Below are 21784 nucleotides of genomic sequence, written 5' to 3' on the forward strand. Positions count from 1 at the left end.
TCAGCGGGGCCCGGTTTCTGGCAGGGCGTAGGCGATCACATAGTCGCCGGCTGGGGTCTCCATGAAGTGGTGGCCGCCGGCCATGATGACCAGATACTGGCGACCGCCCTGCTCATAGACCATCGGATTGGCCTGGCCCCCGGCGGGGAGCGTGTCCGACCAGACGGTCTTGCCCGTCTCGATATCGATGGCGCGGATCAGGTCGTCGGTGGCGGCGGCGATGAAAATCAGGCCGCCCGCCGTGACCACCGAGCCGCCGTTGTTGGGCGTGCCGATGTCGATGGGCAGCATGGAGGGAATGCCGAACGGCCCGTTCTTGCGCGCCGTGCCGAACGGCCGATCCCACAGGGTCTTGCCGGTGCCCAGTTCGATCGCGCGGAGGCCGCCGTAAGGGGGCTGTTTGCACAACATGCCGGTGACGGGCATGCGCCAGCCGGCGTTCACGTCGATGGCGTAGGGCACGCCGATCTGCGGATCGCCGGCGCCCTCGGCCCCGCCCTTGCGGGCGCGGGGGTCGCCGCGGGGATACCAGCCCTTTTCATCGGCCTCGGCGCGGGGGACCAGCCGGTTGTAGTTGGGCATGTCGTTGTAGTTGGCGACGATGACGCCCCGCGCCGGATCGACCGCGATGCCGCCCCAGTCCGAGCCGCCGTTATAGCCCGGATACTGGATCCAGCGCGTGTCCGAGGTCGGCGGGGTGAAATAGCCGTCGTAGGTCGCGCGCTTGAAATTGATGCGGCAGATCATCTGGTCGATCGGCGACATGCCCCACATGTCCCGCTCGGTCAGGTCGGCCTTGCGCAGGGTGTGGTACAGCGAGAACGGCTGGGTCGGACTGCGTTGGGCGGGCTCGACCCCGCCCTGGGGCACGCGCCGTTCCTCGACACCGTGCAGCGGTTGGCCGGTGCGGCGATCCAGGATGTAGAAGTCGCCCTGCTTGCTGGGCAAGATCACGGCCGGGACCATGCCGCCCGGCGTCGGGAAGTCGGCCAGCGTCGCCTGCGAGCCCAGGTCGTAGTCCCAGACATCCTTGCGCACCGTCTGGAAATGCCAGCGCGGCTTGCCGGTCAGGACATCCAGCGCGACCAGCGAGGTGGAATAGCGGTTCTCCTCCGGGCGACGCAGGCCGCTGTAATAGTCGGCGGCCGAGTTGCCCATCGGCAGATAGACCAGGCCCAGCGCCTCGTCGCCGGTGGCCATGGTCCACATGTTGGGCGTGCCGGGGGTATAGGTCTGTCCGGCCGGCGGCAGGGTGGTGATGTCGGGGCGCATCATGTCCCAGGCGAAGCGCAGGGCGCCGGTTTGAACGTCGAAGCCCTGAATCACGCCCGAGGGGGCCCAGCGTTTCTGGCCGTCCAGCACCTGATGGCCGGTGACGATGACGCCGCGCACGACGACGGGCGGCGAGGTGATGGACACCATGCCTGGCACGACCTCGCCCATGCCGACCTTGATGTCGACCTGGCCGTTCTGGCCGAAGGCGGGGCACGGCTGTCCGGTGCGGGCATCGACGGCGATCAGACGGCCGTCCAGCGTGCCCTCGATCAGGCGCGCCGCGCAGGGCTGGGCCGGATCGGCGTCGGGCGCCGTGTAATAGGTCACGCCACGGCAGGCGGCGGTGTAGGGAATGGCGTCGTCCGACACCTTGGGATCGTACATCCAGCGGCGCTGGCCGGTGCGGGCGTCCAGGGCGAACATCTTGTTCATGGCCGAGCAGCCGTACAGCGTGTCGCCGACCTTGAGCGGTGTCGTTTCCGCGCCGAATTTGTCGGGCGTGTCGCCGGTGCGATAGGTCCAGGCGCGGCGCAACTGGCCGACATTCTCGCGGTTGATCTGGGTCAGGGAGGAATAGCGCTGGGCGGCGGTCGTGCCGCCATAGGCCGTCCAGTCCGAGGCCGTCGGGATCAGGGCGGGATCGCCGACCGAGACGGCGCGGGCGGCGGGCACGGCCTGGGTCACGCGGGCCTTATTGGCCTGACCGACCGTGACGCCGCCGACGATGACGAACACCGCCGTAGCCGCCAGGCCGATCCACAGGGCGCGCAGGCCGCCGCGCGGCAACAGGGTCGGCAGGACCAGGATCACCAGCACCAGCAGGACCAGCGGCGCGATGACGCGCGGCACCAGCGCCCAGCCGTTCAGCCCAACTTCCCACAGCGCCCACAGCACCGTCAGGATGAAGACCCCGATATAGACCCAGGCGCCCAGCGAACGGCCCAGGCACAGCAGCGCGCCCGACGCGATCAGACCCAGTCCGGCTAGCAGATAATAGGCCGAACCGCCCAGTACGATCAGCCAGCCACCGCCGACCGTCAGCACGAGGCCGATCAGGATGAACAGGACGCCCAGGACCAGGGCGGCGATACCGCCCGACCCGCGCTCTACGCCGCGATATCCGCGTGAAATCGGCATCTGACGCCCCTTTTCTCGATCAGCCTGGCTGACCGGGCAACGCCGGGGCCGTCGCGACGGTTCCGCTTGCCCAGGGCGGCGGCGGGGAAAGGGCGCCGACATTCCTTTCCCGCATCAGCGCGCACATCCGAACGAAAATCGCTGCAAACCGAGCGCAACGACACATCCACACCCATATTTATTCGCAATGTCATATTGTGGCGAAAAGATTTGCCGGATGAAGGCGTTTCCGGTCATATATTGCCATGCAGCATACGCCCTCATCGCCCGGAGCCTTCATCATCGAACCGCGACGCCTGTCGAAACAGGCGGCCGGCCAGCGCGTGGGCGGGTTCGGCGAGATCACGATCAAGCCTGACGTGACGGGCGCCCAGGCGCAGGCCGGGCGCTGCACCGACTGCGGCGTGCCCTTTTGTCAGAACGCCTGCCCGCTGCAGAACAACATCCCCGACTGGCTGGCCCTGACCGCCGAGGGCGCCGCGCGCGAGGCGTGGGACGTCGCCGCCGCCACCAGCGCCATGCCCGAAATCTGCGGCCGCATCTGTCCGCAGGACCGACTGTGCGAGGGCGCCTGCACGCTGGAGCAGTCCGGTTGGAACGGGGTCACCATCGGCTCGGTCGAGGCGTATCTGGGCGATCTGGCCTTCGCCAACGGCTGGGTCAAGCTGATCCGCCCCCTGCATGAGCGCGCGCAGAGCGTTGGGATCGTCGGCGCGGGTCCGGCGGGCATGGCCGCCGCCGACCGCCTGCGCGAGGCGGGCTATCGGGTCACGGTTTATGACCGTCACGACCGGCCCGGCGGGCTGCTGATCTATGGCATTCCGGGCTTCAAGCTGTCGAAGGACGTCGTGCGCCGCCGCACCGACCGCCTGGCCGAGGGCGGGGTCGAGTTCGTGCTGAACTGCAACGTCGGGGTCGATGTGACGCTGGACGACCTGCGAGCGCGCCACGACGCGGTGCTGCTGGCGGCCGGCGTCTATCGGGCGCGTGGGCTGAGCGTGCCGGGGCGCGGGCCGGGCGCGACGGCGGCGGCGTTGGACTATCTGATCGCGCAGAACCGCCGCGATCTGGGCGATGTGGTGGACACTGCCCTGCCCCATGCCGCGGGCAAGCGCGTCGTCGTCATCGGCGGCGGCGACACGGCCATGGACTGCGTCCGCACCGCCGTGCGTCAGGGCGCGACCGACGTCACCTGCCTGTATCGCCGCGACCGCGAGAACATGCCCGGCTCGGCCCGCGAGGTGCAGAACGCCGAGGAGGAAGGCGTCGTCTTCGAATGGCTGGCCGCGCCCAAGGCGCTGATGTCCAAGGGCGAGGCGGTCACCGCCGTGCGGGCGCAGCGCATGGCTCTGACCGATGCGGCCCCCGGTCAACGGCGCGACATCGCGCCCGTGCCGGGGTCCGATTTCGACGCGCCCGCCGACCTGGTGATCGAGGCGCTGGGCTTTGAGCCCGAGCCGTTCACCGAGCAACTGGACCCCGGCCTGGTGCTGACGAAATGGAGCACTCTGCAGGTAGCGCGCGGCGGTTTCGCCACCAGCCTGCCGGGGGTGTTCGCCGCCGGGGACGCCGTGCGCGGCGCCTCGCTGGTGGTCTGGGCCGTGCGTGACGGCCAGGACGCCGCCGCTGAAATCGACCGTCATCTGCGTGCGCGCACCGAGGAGGCCGCCGCGTGATGGACTGGCTGTCGCAATACACCGAAACCCGTTCGCGCCTGGTCGAAGCCGGCGCCTATGACCCCGCGTCCGAGCGCGACGCCTGCGGGGTCGGCCTGGTCTGTGCGCTGGACGGCAGGCCGCGCCGCGAGATCGTGGAGATGGCGATCAAGTCGCTGAAGGCCGTGGCCCACCGGGGCGCGGTCGACGCCGACGGCCTGTCGGGCGACGGGGCCGGCATATTGCTGGAGATTCCGCAGGGCTTCTTCGCCCAGCAGCTGAAGGCCGTCGGCCAGACGCAGCGGCCGGGCCCCATCGCGGTCGGCCAGGTGTTCCTGCCGCGCACCGACCTGGGCGCTCAGGACCACGCCCGCGCCATCGTCGAGACCGAGGCGCTGCGGTCCGGATTCTATATCTATGGCTGGCGGCAGACGCCACTGGACCTGTCGGTGGTGGGCGAGCGGGCCGAGGCGACGCGGCCCGAGATCGAACAGATCATGCTGGCGGCGCCGGAAGGGCTGGCCGCCGACGGAGAGGCGCTGGAGCGGGAGCTGTTCCTGTGCCGCCGCCGGATCGAAAAGGCGGTGCAGGCCGCGGGGCTGAACGGCTTCTACCTGTGTTCGCTGTCGGCGCGGTCGATCGTCTACAAGGGGATGGTGGGGGCCGAACTGCTGGGCCAGCTGTACGTCGACCTGAACGACCCGGCGGTCGAGGCGGGATACGCCCTGTTCCACCAGCGTTATTCGACCAACACCTTCCCCGAGTGGCGGCTGGCGCAGCCGTTCCGGATGCTGGCCCATAACGGCGAGATCAATACGCTGAAGGGCAATCTGAGTTGGATGCGCAGCCACGAGATCCGCATGGCCGCCAGCGCATTCGGCGACCGTGATCACGAGGTAAAGCCGGTGGTCCAGCCGGGGGGCTCGGACTCGGCCGCGCTGGACAATGTGTTCGAGGTGCTGGTCCACGCCGGGCGCCCCGCGCCGATGGCCAAGGCGCTGCTGGTCCCCGAAGCCTGGTCCAGCGACGACGTGGCGATGAAGGCCGAGCACCGGGCGCTGTACGCCTATTGCAACGCAGTGATGGAGCCGTGGGACGGCCCGGCGGCCCTGTGCGCCGTCGACGGCCGCTGGGTCGTGGCGGGCAAGGACCGCAACGGCCTGCGCCCGCTGCGCGCCGTCGAGACAGTGGATGGCCTGCTGCTGGCGGGGTCGGAGGCGGGGCTGGTCCCGCTGCCCGAGGGACGGATCAAGCGCCGCCTGCATATCGGCCCGGGAAAGCTGATCGCCGTCGATATGAAGCACGGCCGGATCTATGACGAGGACGAGGCGATCGCCGCCCTGGCCGCCGCCCATCCCTACGAGGAATGGCTGGGCAATATGGTCGATCTGGAGCCGTTGATCGGCCCCGGACCCGAGCCGCGCGCCGCCAGCGGCGAGGGCCTGATCCGTCGCCAGATCGCGGCCGGTTTCAGCCGCGAGGATCTGGACCTGTTGCTGGACGCGCTGGTCGTGGACGGCAAGGAGGCGGTGGGCAGCATGGGCGATGACGCGCCGCCCGCCGTCCTGTCCAGCCTGCCGCGCCCGCTGGCCCACTATTTCCGTCAGAATTTCAGCCAGGTCACCAATCCGCCGATCGACCCCCTGCGGGAGACCGGCGCCATGAGCCTGAAGACCCGGTTCAAGAACCTGGGCAATATCCTGGCCCAGGACGCGGCCCAGTCCGAGGTCTTCGTGCTGGACAGCCCGGTGCTGACGACCGGCATGTACGAGCGGCTGCTGGGTGTGGTGGCCGACGGCTCGACCGCGGTGATCGACTGCACCTATCCCCTGCCCGCGACGGACGACCGTGCGGGCGCGGGCCTGCGCACAGCGCTGGATCGTATTCGTGACGAGGCCGAGGCGGCGGCGCGGGACGGGGCGACGTTGATCGTGCTGACGGACGAGCATGCCTCGGCCGAACGGCTGGCGGCGCCGATGATCCTGGCCACGGCGGGGACGCACGGGCGCCTGATCGATGCGGGCCTGCGCAGCTATTGTTCGCTGGTGGTGCGGTCGGCCGAGACGCTGGACCCCCACGCCTTTGCGGTGCTGGTGGGTGTCGGGGCCACGGCGGTGAATCCGTGGCTGGCGCAGGAGTTGTTCCAGGAACGGCTGGATCGCGGCGCCTATGGCGCGCTGTCGCTGCACGACGCCTGTCTGAACTACAAGCACGGGATCGAGGCAGGCCTGCTGAAGGTGCTGGCGCGCAAGGGGATCAGCGTGATCTCGGCCTATCGCGGGGGGTGCGAGTTCGAGGTGCTGGGCCTGTCGCGAGCGCTGGCGGCCGAGTTCTTTCCCGGCGCGTCGTCGCGTATTTCGGGCATCGGTCTGGCCGGACTGGAGCAGGCGGCGCGGCGGCGGCACACGGTGGCGTGGAGCGAGGCGGTCCCCTCGCCGTCCATGGGCGGCTTCTTCCGCATCCGCGCGGGGGGCGAGGCGCATGCGCACGACGCCCGGACCATCCACCTGTTGCAGGATGCGGTGAACCGGGGCGACTACAAGCGGTTCAAGCAATATTCCGAGGCCGTGCGCGAGCAGCCGGACCTGGCGCTGCGCGATCTGCTGGACTTCAAGGACGGGCTGACGCCGGTCCAGTTGCATGAGGTCGAGAGCGTTTCGGACATCCGCCGCCGCTTCCTGTCGCAGGCCATGTCGCTGGGCGCCCTGTCGCCCGAGGCGCACGAGACGCTGAACATCGCCATGAACCGGATGGGCGCGCGCGCCGTGTCCGGTGAAGGCGGCGAGGATCCGGAACGCTATGTCCCCCGCGCCAACGGCGACGACGCCAACTCGGCCGTGAAACAGGTCGCGTCGGGCCGGTTCGGCGTCACGGCTGAATATCTGAACCAGTGCCGCGAGATCGAGATCAAGGTGGCTCAGGGCGCCAAGCCCGGCGAAGGCGGGCAACTGCCCGGCTTCAAAGTCACCGAATTCATCGCCCGGATGCGCCATGCGGTGCCGGGCACGACCCTGATCAGCCCGCCGCCGCACCACGACATCTATTCGATCGAGGACCTGGCGCAGCTGATCTATGACCTGAAGGCGATCAATCCGGACGCCAAGGTCACGGTGAAGCTGGTGTCGGCCACCGGCATCGGCGCCATTGCGTCGGGCGTGGCCAAGGCCAAGGCGGACGCCATCCTGATCGCCGGCCACAACGGCGGCACCGGCGCCTCGCCCCAGACCTCGGTCAAGCACGCCGGCATGCCGTGGGAGATCGGCCTGGCCGAGGCGCATCAGGTGTTGAGCCTGAACCATCTGCGCTCGTCCGTGTCGTTGCGCACCGACGGCGGCATTCGCACCGGCCGCGACGTGGTGATGGCCGCTCTGCTGGGGGCCGAGGAGTTCGGCATCGGCACGGCGGGCCTGATCGCCATGGGCTGTCTGATGGTGCGGCAGTGCCATTCCAACACCTGCCCCGTCGGCGTCTGTTCGCAGGATGAGCGGCTGCGTGCCAAATTCACCGGCACGCCCGAGAAGGTGGTCAACCTGTTCACCTTCATCGCCGAAGAGGTGCGCGAAATCCTGGCGTCCATCGGCGCGCGGACCATCGACGAGATCGTGGCCCGCACCGACCTGTTGCGCCAGACGCGGCGCGGCGGGACGCATCTGGACGACCTGGACCTGAACCCGCTGCTGGTGAAGGTGGACGTGGATCGGCCCGGCCGCTGGGCCGACAAGGTCCGGCGCGAGGTGCCCGACAGCCTGGACGCCCAGGTGCTGAAGGACGCCCGCGCCTTCCTGGAGCGGGGCCAGACGCTGGAGCTGTCGTACCCGCTGAACAACACCCAGCGCACGGCAGGGGCGGGCGTGTCCTCGGCCATCGTGCGCAAATTCGGGCCGCAGGGTCCGCAGGGCCGGCTGAAGCTGAAACTGGAAGGCATCGCCGGGCAGAGCTTTGGCGCATTCGGCGCCAAGGGGCTGATCCTGGATGTGACGGGCGAGGTGAACGACTATGTCGGCAAGGGCCTGTCGGGCGCCGACATCCATGTGCGGCCGTCCGAATGGCGCGAAGGCCAGCAGATCTGCGGCAACACCACCCTGTATGGCGCGACCTCGGGTCGGCTGTTCGTCGCGGGGGCGGCGGGCGAGCGGTTCGGGGTCCGCAACTCGGGCGCCCAGGCGGTGGTCGAGGGACTGGGCGCGCACGGCTGCGAATATATGACCGGCGGGCGTGTCGTGGTGCTGGGACCGGTGGGCTGGAACCTGGCGGCGGGGATGAGCGGTGGCGAACTGTTCGTTCTGGATCCGGCTGGCGTGGTTCCGCGTGCGCTGAACGGCGATCTGGCGGCTGTGGCCGTGATGGATACGGATGCGACCGACCGCCTGCGCGCGCTGGTCGAGGCGCATGCGGGCGCGACAGGCTCGCCTCTGGCGCGGCGGTTGCTGGCGGACTGGGACAATGGCCTGCCCCGCTTCGTCCGCATCGCGCCGAAAACCGTCGTCGCTGCCGAGGCGGCCGAAACTGATGTCAGGCTGGCCCAGTTGGCCTGACGTATCCGCTGCCCGACGAATGAAGCCTTCGCCGTCCTGCGGCGTTGAGCCCTCATGGCGGCGCGCGGTGAACTGGAAACCTATCAGGCCAAGCGGAACTTCGGCGTCACGCCGGAGCCGAAGGGCCGCAAGCAGAAGGCACGCAACAGCGGCCTGCGCTATCTGATCCAGCGCCATGCGGCGACGCGGCTGCACTATGACTTCCGCATCGAGGTCGACGGGGTGCTGAAGTCCTGGGCCGTGACCAAGGCGCCGTCGCGCGACACGACCGTCAAGCGGCTGGCGGTCGAGGTCGAGGACCACCCGATGGACTACGGCGGGTTCGAGGGGACCATTCCGTCCGGCAACTATGGCGCCGGAACGGTCCAGATGTGGGACGTCGGCACCTGGACGCCGCAGGAGGACGATCTGGAGGCGGCCTTCAAGAAGGGCCAGATCAAGATGGTGCTGGACGGCGAGCGCCTGAAAGGGAAATGGGCGCTGATCCGGCTGAAGTCGGACCGCGGCAAACCCTCCAAGCGGGCCAACTGGCTGCTGATCAAGGAGAAGGACGAGCACGCCGTGGCGGGCGAGGGCGACGCCCTGGCCGAGATCGACGCCTCGGTCACGACGGGTCGCAGCCTGGCCGAGATCGCGGACGGCAAAGCCCAGTGGACATCGTCCAAAGCGACGGGGCGCAAGGCGCCGCCCAAGCCGAAGGTAAGTAAGGCGGCGGCGTCGAAATCCGCCAGGCCGCGCGCCTTCGTGCCCATCCAGTTCGCCAAGGTGGTGGATCATCCGCCGCCGGGCGCGGGCTGGGTGCATGAGATCAAGTTCGACGGCTATCGCATCCAGGTCTCGGTCGCAGGGGGCAAGGCGGTGCTGCGGACGCGCAACGGACTGGATTGGACCGACCGGTTTCCGGCGCTGGCGAAACAGGCGGCGACCTGGCCCGACGGAGTGATCGACGGCGAGCTGTGCGCGCTGGATGACGATCACATGCCGCATTTCTCGGCCCTGCAGGCGGCGATCTCGGAGGGGAAGACCGACGAGCTGATCTATTTCGCCTTCGACCTGCTGTTCGAGGGGGACGAGGATCTGCGTCCCAAGGCGCTGTCGCACCGCAAGGCGCGATTGCAGGCCTATGTCGACCGGGTCGGCAAGGCGGGGCCGAACCTGCGCTTCGTCGATCATTTCGCCAGCTCCGGCGAGGCGGTGCTGCTGAGCGCCTGTCGGATGGATCTGGAAGGCGTCATCTCCAAGAAGCTGGACGATCCCTATCGCTCGGGTCGGACCGCGTCATGGCTGAAGTCCAAATGCCGGGGTCGGGACGAGGTGGTGATCGGCGGCTGGTCGTCCGAGGGCGGGGCGCGACTGCGGTCGCTGTTGGTCGGCGTGCGGGACGAGGACGGCCTGCGCTACATGGGCCGGGTCGGCACCGGTTTTTCGGCGGTGTTGAGCAAGACCCTGCTGCCCGCGCTGAAACGCGAGGCGGCGACAAAGAGCCCCTTCACCGGCAAGGGCGCGCCGAAAGGCGGCAAGGACATCCACTGGCTGAAACCGGTGCTGGTGGCCGAGATCGAACACGCGGGCATCACCGACACCGGCTCGGTCCGGCAGGCGGCCTACAAGGGTCTGCGCGAGGACAAGCCGGCGGACGAGGTGACGGCCGAACCGCAGCCGCCTGCCTCGGCGCCCGCCGCGGCAGGCGCGCTCAAGGCGGCGAAAGGCAAGCTGGTCGTGGCGGGGGTGACGATCTCGAACCCCAACAAGGTGCTGTGGCCCGCGCATGACGGCAATCCGCCGATCACCAAGGGCGAGCTGGCCCGCTATTACGAGATGGCGGCCGAGCGCCTCCTGCCCCATGTCGCCGACCGGCCGGTGTCGATCATCCGCGCGCCGGACGGGATCGAGGGCGAGAAATTCTTTCAGCGCCACGCCATGCCGGGCCACAATCCGCGCCTGAAACTCATCGATGTGAAGGAGCGCAAACCCTATGTCGGCGTGACGGACGTCGGCGGTCTGGTGGCCATCGGCCAGTCGGGCGGGCTGGAGCTGCATCCCTGGGGCGCCAGGCCGGGCGATCCGGAGACGCCGGACCAGATCACCTTTGACCTGGACCCCGACGAAGGGCTGGATTTCGACGATGTGATCGCGGCGGCGAAACAGCTGAAGCCCCGGCTGGAGGCGCTGGGTCTGACGCCCTTCGTCAAGACGACCGGGGGCAAGGGGCTGCACGTCGTCGTGCCGATCAAGGCGGACGCCCGCAGCCGGGTCGAATGGGACCAGGCCAAGGCCTTCGCCAGAGCGGTCAGCGAGGCGATGAAGACGGACCAGCCCGACCGCTTCACCACCACCCTGGCCAAGAAGGCGCGGGGCGGGAAGATCTTCCTGGACTATCTGCGCAACGGCCGGATGGCGACGGCGGTCGCGCCGTGGTCGCCGCGCGCACGGCCGGGCGCCGGGATCGCGTTTCCGCTGGCGTGGAGCCAGGTGAAGACGGGGCTGGACCCGAAGACGTTCAATCTGCGGACGGCCGAAGCCCTGCTGAAGAAGGCGGATCCGTGGAAGAACTTCCACGCCTCGGCCGCGCCGCTGAAGCCGGCGCTGAAGAAGATGGGGCTGTGGTGATCAGCTCAGCCATCTCATCTTCGCGCCGTCATCCTCGAGCTTGACCCGAGGATGACGGCTTTGAGAGCCGCGCGCTTGATGTGTGCTACCCTGCCTCCGAACAGCGAAGGACGACCCCATGGCGGGCTTGAAGGACAAGCGCGGCTTTATCGACAAGGACCGGCTGGACCTGTCCGAGCGTCAGGCGGTCGAATACTGGATGAAGCGCTGGGGCGTGACACGCGACCAGATCACCGCCGCCCACCGCAAGGTCGGCCGCATGACCAAGGATATCGCCGCCGAACTGGGCAAGAAGCGCTAGCCCGCCTTCTTGCGCGGGGCCGCCTTTTTCGCGGGGGCCTTGGCCGCCGTCTTGCGTGGGGCGGGCGCGCGGCGGGGTGAGGCCGAGCCCTTCAGGCTGGCGCGCAACGCCTCCATCAGGTCGATGACGTTGGTATCGTCGGGTTCGGGGGCGGCGACGATCTTCTGACCCTTCTGCTTGGCCTTGATCATTTCGCGCAGGGCCTCGTCATAGGTGTCGCGGAAGTCGGCGGGGTCGAAGTCGCCTTCCTTCTGGCCGATGATGCGGGCGGCGATCTCGACCATGTCCTTGTCGGCCTTCACCACCGGGATGTCGTCGAAGAAGTCGTCGGCGTCGCGCACTTCTTCGTTAGCGCGCAGGGTGTAGGCGACCAGCCCCTTGCCCCGAACCTCGAGCGCCAGCTGACGCTCCTTGCCGCGCAGGACCAGCTGGCCCAGGGCGATCTTGCCCGCCTTCTTCATCGCCTCGCGGATGACGGCGAAGGCCTCGGCCCCGACGCCCTTTTCCGGCACGACGTAGAAGGGATCGTCCCAATACAGACGGTCGATGTCTTTTTCGTCCACGAACTTGTCGATCGAGATGGTGCGGGTGCTTTCGACCCTGACCTTGTCGAAGTCGGCGTCGTCGAACAGGACGTATTCGTCCTTGGACACCTCATAGCCCTTGACCAGATCGGACCGCTCGACCGGCCCGGTGTCGGGGTCGGTGGTGATCATGCGGATGCGGTTGTTGGTCTCGGGATTGATCAGGTGGAAGCTGATGTCGTTGGCCCGCGTCGTCGCCGTGTAGAGGGCGACCGGACAGGTCACCAGCGACAGCTTCAGATGCCCTTGCCATGTGGGTCGCGCAGCCATGTTTCGTCTCCCGTAACGGCGGAAGAACGCGGGTGAAGGCGAGTCGTTCTCCTCCCCGTCTCCGGGGAGGAGATTCAGACCTCAGTCCACCTTGACGACGTTGTCGTCGGAGTTGCGGTCGATCCATTTGTTGTAGGGATCGACGCCGGCGAAGGCGGGCTTTTTGGTCGTGACGAAGCGGAAGGTCTGGGTGCCGCTGCGCAGGGGGCGATGGTCCAGGGCGACCACATCGGCACGGTCGAAGGCGCGCTTGCCCGGCTCGGCGGTGAACAGGCCGACGTCGAAGGTTTCGGCCAGCGGCGCCGGCGTCTCGACGCCCTGGCCGTCGGCATACAGCTTGCGCGCCTCAACCGTGACCGTAACGTCCCAGCGGCCGTCGGCGCGTTTGGTGGCCGTGGCCGACTTTGTCTTCACATCATACAGGGTGATCTTCTCGAACAGGTCGGTGATCAGGGCCTGTTTGTCGGCCGGGGCCTCTGCCCGCAGGGCGGCGACGAGGTCCAGCGAGCGCGGATAAGGCGCCGATTTGAAGGCGTACTGCTGGATCACCCGGCGCAGGGCGCGGTTGACCGCATCCTCGCCGATCTGGTCGCGCAGCAGGTACATGACCAGGCCGCCCTTCTGGTAGTGGATATACTGCTGGTTCTCGACCCGTTCGAGCGGCAGTTCCTCGATCGTTTCGCCGCTGCGCGAGCGCAGGTAGCGATCCAGTTCGTACTTCAGGAAGCGGCGGATCTGGTCGGCGCCGTAGGTCTTTTCCATCACCATCAGGGCCGAATACTGGGCCAGGGTTTCGGACAGGACGGTCGCGCCCTGCATGTCCGCCCCGATCACCTGGTGAGCCCACCACTGGTGGCCCACTTCGTGAGCTGTGATGTAGGTGACGTAGTCGATCTTTTCCGGGTTCGAGAAGTCGGCGATGAAGCCCAACCCCTCGGAGTACGGCATGGTGTTGGCGAAGGCCTGGGCGAAGCTGGCATAGGCCGGGAACTCGATGATCCGCGCCTGCCGGAACTGATAGGGACCAAAGGCGGTCTGGTAATAGTCCAGCGCCGTCTGCATCGCCTTGATCATGCGCGGCGCGTTCCGGGCGTGGGCCGCGTCGTGATAGACGGCCAGCTGGACGCCGTTGTGCGCCTGTTCCAGCACCTCATAGCGGGCCGACTGCACCGAGAAGAAATGCAGGATCGGCGCCTCGGTGACGAAGCGGGCCGTGCGACGGCCGTCCTTCGTCTGGTCCGACACCTTGTAGCCGGGGGCGATGGGCGTCTGGTCCGCATCGGTGATGACGGTGATGTCCGCGTTGACCCAATCGACCCCGACGTAGTTTTTCGCCTGGGCCGACGCATCCTCCAGCTTGGCCATGCGCAGCTCGGCCGGCAGGCCGTGCTTGCGGCGCTTGGTGCGGTCCTGCAGCAGGCCGTCGCGGCTCATGCCGATAGAGGGGGCGAACTCGCCGTTGTTGACGAAGGTCCCGTTGTCGACCAGCCGGGTGGTGTTGCCGCTGTTCTTGAAACCACGCTGCGCCAGCACTGTCTCGAAGGTGATGGTGCGGCGCTCGCCCGGCAGCAGGGGCCGGTCGAAACGATAGATGCGATAGCGGAACTCAGGCCACTCGCGGGCGATACGCGCGCCCGGGACGTCCAGCCGCGTCATCTCGAGATCGTCGTTCCAGCGCAGGTGGATTTCGGTCTGCGGCTGGGCGGTCTTGTTCTCGATGAGATAGGACCCCTTGGTGACCAGACGCGGGTCGTGCGGATGCAGATCCAGGTCCAGCTTGACCGAGACGACCGCCGGCTGGGGCGTGTCCTCATAGCGCAGCAGGGTCTTTTCCAGATCGGCCTGCAACAGCTCGATATCGTCGCGGCTGCGATACTCGTTCCAGACGTTGGTGTTCAGATAGGCGAAGGCGCCCAGGCCGATGAAGGCCGCCAGGGCGACACCGCCGATCAGGCCCGCCGGTCCCTTCAGACGCAGGGGCGCGCGCATCAGTCGGGGCTTGAGCCGGGTCTCGGTCCCGCGCCGCCACAGGGCGAAGGCGCCCACCAGCAGCAAAACCGCGAAGGCGGCCCAGTAGGCTGACAGCCAGGCCTCGAAAGTCGCGAAATCGCCCGTGCCGTTCATGTCCGACAAGGGCACGGCGGGCGTCGCGCCATAGCGATAGAGCAGATGGTCGAAGCCGAGATTGGTCAGCACGATCGTGCCGATCAGATAGACGACCATGATCGCCCAGCCGACGAACTTGTTCGGCGACAACGACTGGACCACGATCGCCAGCACGGCCAGCAGGCTGAAGCTGATCGCCTGGGGCCAGACGTACCAGGCCAGATAGTGGCCCAGTTCATAGGTCGTGTAGCCCTTGAAGGTCTGGACGATGACCCCGGCCACGACAGCCGCCAGCAGGGTCGAGGCCAGAACCGCGATCAGGGCCAGCGTCTTCGGAACCAGGAAGGTCCAGTCCGGCGTCGGCGAGGCGTCGATGATCTCGTGCATCTTGCGGTCGCGGTCCCGCCAGACGAGCTCGCCCGCATAGTAGATGGCGATGATGATGACCACGAGAGCGAAGGAGCCGCTGAGCGTCTCGATCACCACGCGGGTGACCAGCAGGATCGGTGCGCCATACATCTCGCCGCTGAAGGCCAGGGCGGCGATGGAGAAGGCGAAGCCCATCAGCAGCAGGACCAGATAGGCCGGGCTTTTGAACACCAGGGCCATTTCGAAGCCGGTGCGCTTCATCAGTTGGGCCCAGCCCGAACGGAAGCCATAGCTGGGCGTCGGCAGCGGGCCGGACGGCGTGGGGGCGACCGCTTCCTTGTCAGCCAGGGCGCGCAGGCGGTCGGCCTTTTTCAGTTTCGCACCCCGGGCGGCGGGACGATAGAAGGCATAGGCGGCGGCCAGGAACAAAGCGCCGACGGCGATCCAGATCAAACGGTTCCACAGCAACACGCCCTCGAGGGGTACATTCAGGGTGTTGCGCTCGGCGGCGGTCCAGTAGCGGCTGACCAGTTCATAGGCGCCGATGCCGAACGGCTCGGCCCAGGCCATGATGGTCTCCAGCTCGGGCTTGGGACCGAAGACGCTGGTGGTCACCAGATACAGGATGAAGACCGCGACCACGCCGACATAGGTCGCCATCATCGATCGCGTCACGGTCGCCAGGGCGAAGAAGATGGCCGAGGTCAGGAACAGACCCGGCAGGCCCATCACCAGATAGGCATAGGCGTAGTCGCCGGGCCGGAAGGCGCCCAGGGTCTCGGGGTCCACCCACGGCATCAGCGTGCCCAGCAGTATGCCCAGGCTGATGCTGAGGAAGCTGAGGGCCACCGCGGCGAAGGCGCCGAAGAAGCGGCCGTACAGATAGGCGCCCTTGCTGATCCGGGTTGTCTGGATCATGGGGCCGAAGCCGGTCGTGGCGTCACGCGCGACGACGTTAGCCACGATGGCCGTGGTCGCCAGCATATAGAAGATGTTGAAGACGGCGTGCGCCTGAACCAGCGCGAAAGGCGCGTTCTTGTGCACGTTTCCGCCCGTGCCCAGGGACACGTTCTCGCTGGCCACCAGGCCGAAGCCTAGCAGAGCGAACAGGCAGAAGATCACCCAGAAGGCGGGCTGGCGCAGTTGATAGCGGAGCTCGAAGGCCGCGACTTTTCCAAACATGATGCGGACCTCAGGCGGCGACGCGGCGCGAGGCGCTGAGGGTCGAGAAATAAACGTCTTCCAGTCCGCCCGAGACCGGCTCGAACCCGTCGCCCGGGCGCTTGTCGGCCAGAACGTGGATCACGGTGCGGCCCGCGAACAGTCGGGTGGAGATGACCTCGTGCCGGGCGCGGTGATCGTCCAGCGCCTCCTTGTCGATGGTCTTTTTCCAGACGCGGCCGTCCAGGCGCTGCATCAGGTCGGCGGGCGCGCCTTCCAGCTGGATCTTGCCGCCGGCCAGCACGGCCATGCGCGGGCACAGGTCGGCCACGTCCTCGACGATGTGGGTGGACAGGATGACCACCACGTTCTCGCCGATCTCGGCCAGCAGGTTCAGGAAGCGGTTGCGCTCTTCCGGGTCGAGGCCGGCGGTCGGCTCGTCGACGATGATCAGGCGGGGATTGCCGATCAGGGCCTGGGCGATGCCGAAGCGCTGGCGCATGCCGCCCGAGAAACCGGCCAGGGCCTTCTTGCGCACGCTCCACAGATTGACCTGGTTCAGCAGGCTCTCGACCGTGTCCTTGCGCTCCTTGCCCGAGGCGACGCCCTTCAGCACGGCCATGTGGTCCAGCATGTCGTAGGCCGAGACGCGCGGATAGACGCCGAAATCCTGGGGCAGATAGCCGAGGGTGCGGCGCAGCTTCTCGGGCTCGCGGATCACGTCGATGTCGCCGAAGCGGATGGCGCCAGAGGTCGGGGTCTGCAGCGTGGCGATCGAGCGCATCAGCGTCGACTTGCCCGCGCCGTTGGGACCCAGCAGGCCGAACATGCCAGTGGGGATCTCCAGACTGACATCGTCCAGCGCCTTGGTGCCGTTGGCGTAGACGTGAGTCAGTTGATTGATGCTGAGCATGCCCGATCCCCGTTTGCAGACGTGAAGACGTTAGGGGGTCAGGCGGCGCCGGGGCAAGTTACCGATCGGTCAGGTCCCCTTAACGCGACGGCGGAAGGCGTGCAGCAGCGGCTCGGTATAGCCGTTCGGCTGTTCGACGCCCTGGAACACCAGCGCCCGCGCGGCCTGGAAGGCCAGGCTGTCGTTGGGGGCGGTCGCCATGGGGCGGTACAGCGGGTCGCCCGCGTTCTGGGCGTCCACCCTGGCCGCCATGCGCAGCAGGGCCGCCTCGACCTGAACCCCGGTGCAGACGCCGTGCAGCAACCAGTTGGCCATGTGCTGGGCCGAGATGCGCAGCGTCGCCCGGTCCTCCATCAGGCCGATGTCGTGGATGTCCGGCACCTTGGAACAGCCAACGCCCTGATCGATCCAGCGCACGACGTAGCCCAGAATACCCTGGGCGTTGTTGTCCAGTTCGTCGGCGATCTCCTGTTCCGACCAGTTGCGACCATCGGCGAGCGGCGGGGTCAGCAGCGGCGTCAGACCCGGCGTCGGCTGCTTCGCCACCTGTTCGCGCACGGCGAAGACGTCGACCTGATGATAGTGCAGCGCATGCAGGGTCGCGGCGGTCGGGCTGGGGACCCAGGCGGTGTTGGCGCCGGTCCGGGGGTGGGCCGCCTTCTGCGCCAGCATGTCGGCCATGCGGTCGGGCGCCGCCCACATGCCCTTGCCGATCTGGGCCCGACCCGACAGGCCGCAAGACAAGCCGATGGCGACGTTGCGCGCCTCATAGGCGGCGATCCAGTCGCTGGTCTTCACGTCCGCCTTGCGCACCACCGGGCCCGCCTGCATGGCGGTGTGAATCTCGTCCCCCGTGCGGTCCAGGAAGCCGGTGTTGATGAACACGATGCGGTCACGCACCGCGTGGATGCAGGCGGCCAGATTGGCGCTGGTGCGGCGCTCCTCGTCCATCACCCCGACCTTGATCGTGTGACGCGGCAGGGACAGCAGATCCTCGACCGCGTCGAACAGGGCGTTGGTGAAGGCGGCCTCGTCCGGCCCGTGCATCTTGGGCTTCACGATGTAGATCGAGCCTTCGCGGCTGTTGCGATGGGCGCTCAGACCCCGCAGGTCGAACAGACCGATCAGGCTGGTGACGATGGCGTCCAGCATGCCCTCGGGCGCCTCGGCCCCGTCGGCCAGCAGCACGGCTGGGGTGGTCATCAGATGGCCGACGTTGCGCACGAACAGCAGGCTGCGGCCGGGCAGGACCGGCTCCCCCGCCCCTGATCCACTCTCTGGCGCCGTCCAGCGACGATCCGCCTCCAGCGCGCGGGTCAGGGTCTGACCGCCCTTCTGGAACTGCGCCGACAGGTCGCCGCGCATCAGGCCCAGCCAGTTGCGATAGGCCGCGGCCTTGTCCTGCGCGTCCACGGCCGCGACCGAGTCCTCCAGATCGACGATGGTCGTCAGGGCGGATTCCAGAACCACGTCGGCCAGCCCGGCCGGGTCTGTCGCACCGATTGGATGGGCGCGGTCGATCACCAGCTCCAGATGCAGGCCGTTATGCTTCAGCAGGACGGACGACGGCGACTGGGCCGGGCCGATCCAGCCGATCAGTTGCGAAGGGTCCTTTAGCGCCGGGACCAGGGCGTCGCCTTCGATGCGATAGGCCGTGACGGCCTCGTGCGAGCCGGTCGCCAGCGGCGCCGCCTGATCCAGAAACGCCCTGGCGTAGGCGATGACCTGAGCGCCGCGCGCGGGATCATAACCGCGATGCGTCGGATCGGGAGGCGACAGCGCGTCCGTGCCGTACAGGGCGTCATACAGGCTGCCCCAGCGCGAATTGGCGGCGTTCAGCAGGAAGCGGGCGTTCAGCACCGGCACCACCAGTTGCGGCCCGGCCAAGGTCGCGATCTCGGGATCGACGCGGGTCGTGCCGACCGCGAACGGCGCCGGTTCGTCGACCAGATAGCCGATGTTGCGCAGGAAGGCCTCGGACGCCGCGACATCATAGGGACGCCCCCGTCGCTCGGCGTGCCAGGCGTCGATCCGGGCCTGCAGATCATCACGCCGCGCCAGCAGGTCGCGGTTCAGCGGCGCGAAGCGGGCGAAGACGGCGGCGACCCCGGCCCAGAAGGCGGCCGGTTCGATCCCCAGCGGCGGAAGCGCCTCGCCCTCAATCAGGGTGATCAGTTCCGAGGCGACCTGCAGGCCCGCCCGCGCTTCGTATCCGCTCATGGCATCCGTCCCCCGTCCGCAGGGAGGCGGACGCGGCTGTAACATTCCGTGATGACGTCACGGAAGTCGAGGGAAAAGCGTGGCCCTTTCGTCTCTTCCCAAGTGGGATCAGACTGACGGTCATGAGCACGCCGTCCGCCCCGCATGGCTTCTTTCGACTGCATGGCCCACTGGTCGTCTCGGCGATGGTCGGACTGGGTGTGGGCCTTTTCGCGCCGGTCCCGTGGGATGGAGCGACCCGTGCGGCGCTGGGGTGGGACGCGGGGGTGGCGCTGTTCCTGGTGCTGACCCTGTCGCGGATGGCGCGGGCCCGTTCGGCCGAGGCGATCCGTCGCCGCGCCGCCGCCCTGGATCAGGCGGGCGGCTGGGTCATGCCGCTGAGCGTCGTGGCGGCGGCCGCCAGCGTGGCGGTTGTGCTGGCCGAGGCAGTCGGCGGGCGGCATGGCTCGGTCGAAACCGTGACGGCTCCCCTACTGACGGTCGCCCTGTCCTGGGCCTTCGTCCACGTCATTTTTGCGCTGCATTACGCTCACGGCTTTTACGGCCCCACCGACGATGACCGGGCCGAGCGCGGCGGCCTGATCTTTCCGGGGGAGGACGAGCCCGACTATTGGGACTTCCTGCATTTCGCCCTGATCATCGGCGTCGCCAACCAGACCGCGGATATCCAGATCTCCGACAGACGGTTGCGGCAAGTCTCGACCCTGCAAAGCCTGATCGCCTTTGTTTTCAATACCGTGATCCTGGCGTTGACCGTCAATCTGGCGGCGGGACTGCTGGGCTGAAGGCGCCTTCGAGCGCCTCAGCCTTGACTTGGCCGTAGTTGAGGCCCATCTGCGCTGCATCGCACAATCGCGATCTCCGGCGCCTCCAGCGCGTGTGGGTCTTCTGCTGATACGAAGACCTGACTGGGCACGGTCGCCGGCTACTCAAGAATTCATTCGCTGCCTGGACACGCGGGGCGGCGCCCGATCCACCCCGAAGGCTTCATCTGAGGCCCCATCGGGACTGGCGAGGCGTCTCTCTTGTGGCGTGCGGTCAGAAGGCTTTCGCCTTCCCGATCCGACGCATGCAGGGACTGCGCTTCGTCGCATGTGAAAGACTCTCCGTGAGCAACACCTTTGAATCCATGGGCCTGAACAAGGCTCTCCTTCAGGCTCTGGCAACGACCGGCTACGTCAATCCGACGCCGATTCAGGCCAAGGCCATCCCCGACGTCATGCTGGGCAAGGACCTGCTGGGCATCGCCCAGACCGGCACCGGCAAGACCGCAGCCTTCGCCCTGCCGATCCTGCATCGTCTGGCCGAGAACCGTATCGCGCCCAAGCCGCGCACCACGCGCGCCCTGATCCTGTCGCCGACGCGCGAACTGGCGACCCAGATCGCCGACAGCTTCAAGCAATACGGCGCCCATCTGGGCTTCCGCGTCGCCGTGATCTTCGGCGGCGTGAAGTACGGCCCGCAGGAACGCGCGCTGCAACAGGGCCTGGATGTCCTAGTCGCCGCCCCCGGCCGCCTGCTGGACCACCTGCAGCAGAAGACGCTGGACCTGTCGTCGACGGAAATCTTCGTCCTGGACGAGGCCGACCAGATGCTGGACCTGGGCTTCATCAAGCCGATCCGCCAGATCGTCAGCCGCATTCCGGCCAAGCGCCAGAACCTGTTCTTCTCGGCCACCATGCCGTCCGAGATCGGCAAGCTGGCGGGCGAACTGCTGAAGGACCCGGTCAAGGTCCAGGTCACGCCGCAGGCCACCACGGTCGAGCGTATCAAGCAGTCGGTGATCCACGTCGAACAGGGCCGCAAGCGCGCCCTGCTGACCGAGCTGTTCAGCGATCCGGCCTATACGCGCTGCCTGGTCTTCACCAAGACCAAACACGGCGCCGACAAGGTCGCGGCCTATCTGGAAGCCGGCGGCGTCGAGGCCGGCGCCATCCACGGCAACAAGAGCCAGCCGCAGCGTGAACGCGCTCTGGAGGCCTTCAAGAACGGCAAGCTGCGCGTGCTGGTCGCCACCGACATCGCCGCCCGCGGCATCGACGTGGACAAGGTCACCCACGTCGTGAATTTCGAGCTGCCCTATGTGCCCGAAGCCTATGTCCACCGCATCGGCCGGACGGCCCGCGCGGGCAAGGATGGCACCGCCATCAGCTTCGTCGCCGGCGACGAGATGAAGCTGCTGAAGGACATCGAGAAGGTCACGCGCCAGAAAATCCCGGCCATCGACCGCCGTAACGACAAGGCGCTGGGCCAGTTGGACGCTTCGATCATGGCGGCCGGCGTCAACAAGAAGGCCACCCTGCCCGAACGCGAAGGTCGTCCCCAGGGCGAGGGCCGCGGCCGCAACCGCAACCCGCACCGCGACGGCGTCAAGCCGGAGGGTGGCGGCCAGCCCCATCGCCAGCGCAAGGGTGGCGCCCAGCGCGACCGGACGCACCACGCGGATCGTCCGGCGGCGGTCTATGATCCGATGTCGGGTGATCGCGCCCGTTCGTCGGTTCGCGCCGCGCCGTCGGCCGAGGCCAAGCCGGTCGGCGAGATGAAGCGCCGCCCGCGTCGTCGCCCGTCGAACGGCGGCAAGGGCTATGCGCCGCAGGGCTGATACGCCGCCTGAGCGACCAAAAGTAACGGCGGCTCCCGCAAGGGAG

The 21784-nt window shown here is 67.9% G+C and carries 11 protein-coding genes; 6 read left to right on the plus strand and 5 right to left on the minus strand.

Annotation, left to right across the window (positions count from 1 at the left end):
• On the minus strand, positions 1-2412 hold the full coding sequence (locus EON91_RS03855) for a membrane-bound PQQ-dependent dehydrogenase, glucose/quinate/shikimate family (RefSeq protein ID WP_292091733.1): 2412 nt from the start codon (positions 2410-2412) through the stop codon (positions 1-3).
• A gap of 245 nt (positions 2413-2657) precedes the next feature.
• On the opposite strand from EON91_RS03855, the gene EON91_RS03860 reads away from it, so the two are divergent.
• The 4 genes from EON91_RS03860 to EON91_RS03875 all read left to right on the plus strand — a co-directional run bounded on the left by EON91_RS03860 (position 2658) and on the right by EON91_RS03875 (position 11513).
• Complete coding sequence (locus EON91_RS03860) at positions 2658-4088, plus strand: NAD(P)-dependent oxidoreductase (protein ID WP_292091734.1); 1431 nt, start codon at positions 2658-2660, stop codon at positions 4086-4088.
• The gene (gltB, locus tag EON91_RS03865; protein WP_292091773.1) at positions 4088-8602 is read left to right on the plus strand and encodes a glutamate synthase large subunit; all 4515 of its coding nucleotides are present in this window, start codon (positions 4088-4090) and stop codon (positions 8600-8602) included. The genes EON91_RS03860 and gltB overlap by 1 nt, the downstream gene beginning before the upstream one ends.
• A 54-nt stretch (positions 8603-8656) precedes the next feature.
• Positions 8657-11212: a DNA ligase D gene (gene ligD / locus EON91_RS03870; RefSeq protein ID WP_292091735.1), complete on the plus strand. Its 2556-nt coding sequence runs from the start codon at positions 8657-8659 to the stop codon at positions 11210-11212.
• Positions 11213-11330: 118 nt separating this feature from the next.
• Positions 11331-11513, plus strand: coding sequence for a DUF3606 domain-containing protein (locus tag EON91_RS03875; RefSeq protein ID WP_047413801.1), 183 nt, complete (start codon positions 11331-11333; stop codon positions 11511-11513).
• Here EON91_RS03875 and EON91_RS03880 read toward each other — a convergent pair.
• The 4 genes from EON91_RS03880 to EON91_RS03895 form a co-directional block, all read right to left on the minus strand.
• Positions 11510-12367 carry a Ku protein gene (locus EON91_RS03880; protein WP_292091737.1) on the minus strand — a complete coding sequence of 286 codons (858 nt, stop codon included), beginning with the start codon at positions 12365-12367 and terminating at the stop codon, positions 11510-11512. The genes EON91_RS03875 and EON91_RS03880 overlap by 4 nt on opposite strands.
• 81 nt (positions 12368-12448) lie before the next feature.
• Entirely contained in the window at positions 12449-16024 is a 3576-nt protein-coding gene (locus tag EON91_RS03885) for a M1 family aminopeptidase (RefSeq protein ID WP_292091740.1), read from the minus strand.
• A 10-nt stretch (positions 16025-16034) separates the two neighbouring features.
• The gene (locus EON91_RS03890; RefSeq protein WP_292091741.1) at positions 16035-16916 is read right to left on the minus strand and encodes an ABC transporter ATP-binding protein; all 882 of its coding nucleotides are present in this window, start codon (positions 16914-16916) and stop codon (positions 16035-16037) included.
• A gap of 69 nt (positions 16917-16985) precedes the next feature.
• Positions 16986-19136, minus strand: a complete 2151-nt coding sequence (locus tag EON91_RS03895; RefSeq protein ID WP_292091742.1) for a malate synthase G — start codon at positions 19134-19136, stop codon at positions 16986-16988.
• A 122-nt stretch (positions 19137-19258) separates the two neighbouring features.
• On the opposite strand from EON91_RS03895, the gene EON91_RS03900 reads away from it, so the two are divergent.
• The gene (locus EON91_RS03900; RefSeq protein WP_292091743.1) at positions 19259-19921 is read left to right on the plus strand and encodes a DUF1345 domain-containing protein; all 663 of its coding nucleotides are present in this window, start codon (positions 19259-19261) and stop codon (positions 19919-19921) included.
• 344 nt (positions 19922-20265) lie between these two features.
• On the plus strand, positions 20266-21738 hold the full coding sequence (locus EON91_RS03905) for a DEAD/DEAH box helicase (RefSeq protein ID WP_292091774.1): 1473 nt from the start codon (positions 20266-20268) through the stop codon (positions 21736-21738).
• The last annotated feature ends 46 nt before the right edge of the window (positions 21739-21784 follow it).

The organism is Brevundimonas sp. (assembly GCF_004210735.1).
GTDB lineage: Bacteria > Pseudomonadota > Alphaproteobacteria > Caulobacterales > Caulobacteraceae > Brevundimonas.

Excerpts from the sequence above, each read along its gene's own strand:
- EON91_RS03860 (WP_292091734.1), top strand. The coding sequence starts at position 2,658 with ATGCAGCATACGCCCTCATCGCCCGGAGCCTTCATCATCGAACCGCGA.
- EON91_RS03895 (WP_292091742.1), bottom strand. The coding sequence starts at position 19,136 with ATGAGCGGATACGAAGCGCGGGCGGGCCTGCAGGTCGCCTCGGAACTG.
- EON91_RS03885 (WP_292091740.1), bottom strand. The coding sequence starts at position 16,024 with ATGTTTGGAAAAGTCGCGGCCTTCGAGCTCCGCTATCAACTGCGCCAG.
- EON91_RS03855 (WP_292091733.1), bottom strand. The coding sequence starts at position 2,412 with ATGCCGATTTCACGCGGATATCGCGGCGTAGAGCGCGGGTCGGGCGGT.
- gltB (WP_292091773.1), top strand. The coding sequence starts at position 4,088 with ATGGACTGGCTGTCGCAATACACCGAAACCCGTTCGCGCCTGGTCGAA.
- EON91_RS03890 (WP_292091741.1), bottom strand. The coding sequence starts at position 16,916 with ATGCTCAGCATCAATCAACTGACTCACGTCTACGCCAACGGCACCAAG.
- EON91_RS03905 (WP_292091774.1), top strand. The coding sequence starts at position 20,266 with ATGGGCCTGAACAAGGCTCTCCTTCAGGCTCTGGCAACGACCGGCTAC.
- EON91_RS03900 (WP_292091743.1), top strand. The coding sequence starts at position 19,259 with ATGAGCACGCCGTCCGCCCCGCATGGCTTCTTTCGACTGCATGGCCCA.
- EON91_RS03875 (WP_047413801.1), top strand. The coding sequence starts at position 11,331 with ATGGCGGGCTTGAAGGACAAGCGCGGCTTTATCGACAAGGACCGGCTG.
- ligD (WP_292091735.1), top strand. The coding sequence starts at position 8,657 with ATGGCGGCGCGCGGTGAACTGGAAACCTATCAGGCCAAGCGGAACTTC.
- EON91_RS03880 (WP_292091737.1), bottom strand. The coding sequence starts at position 12,367 with ATGGCTGCGCGACCCACATGGCAAGGGCATCTGAAGCTGTCGCTGGTG.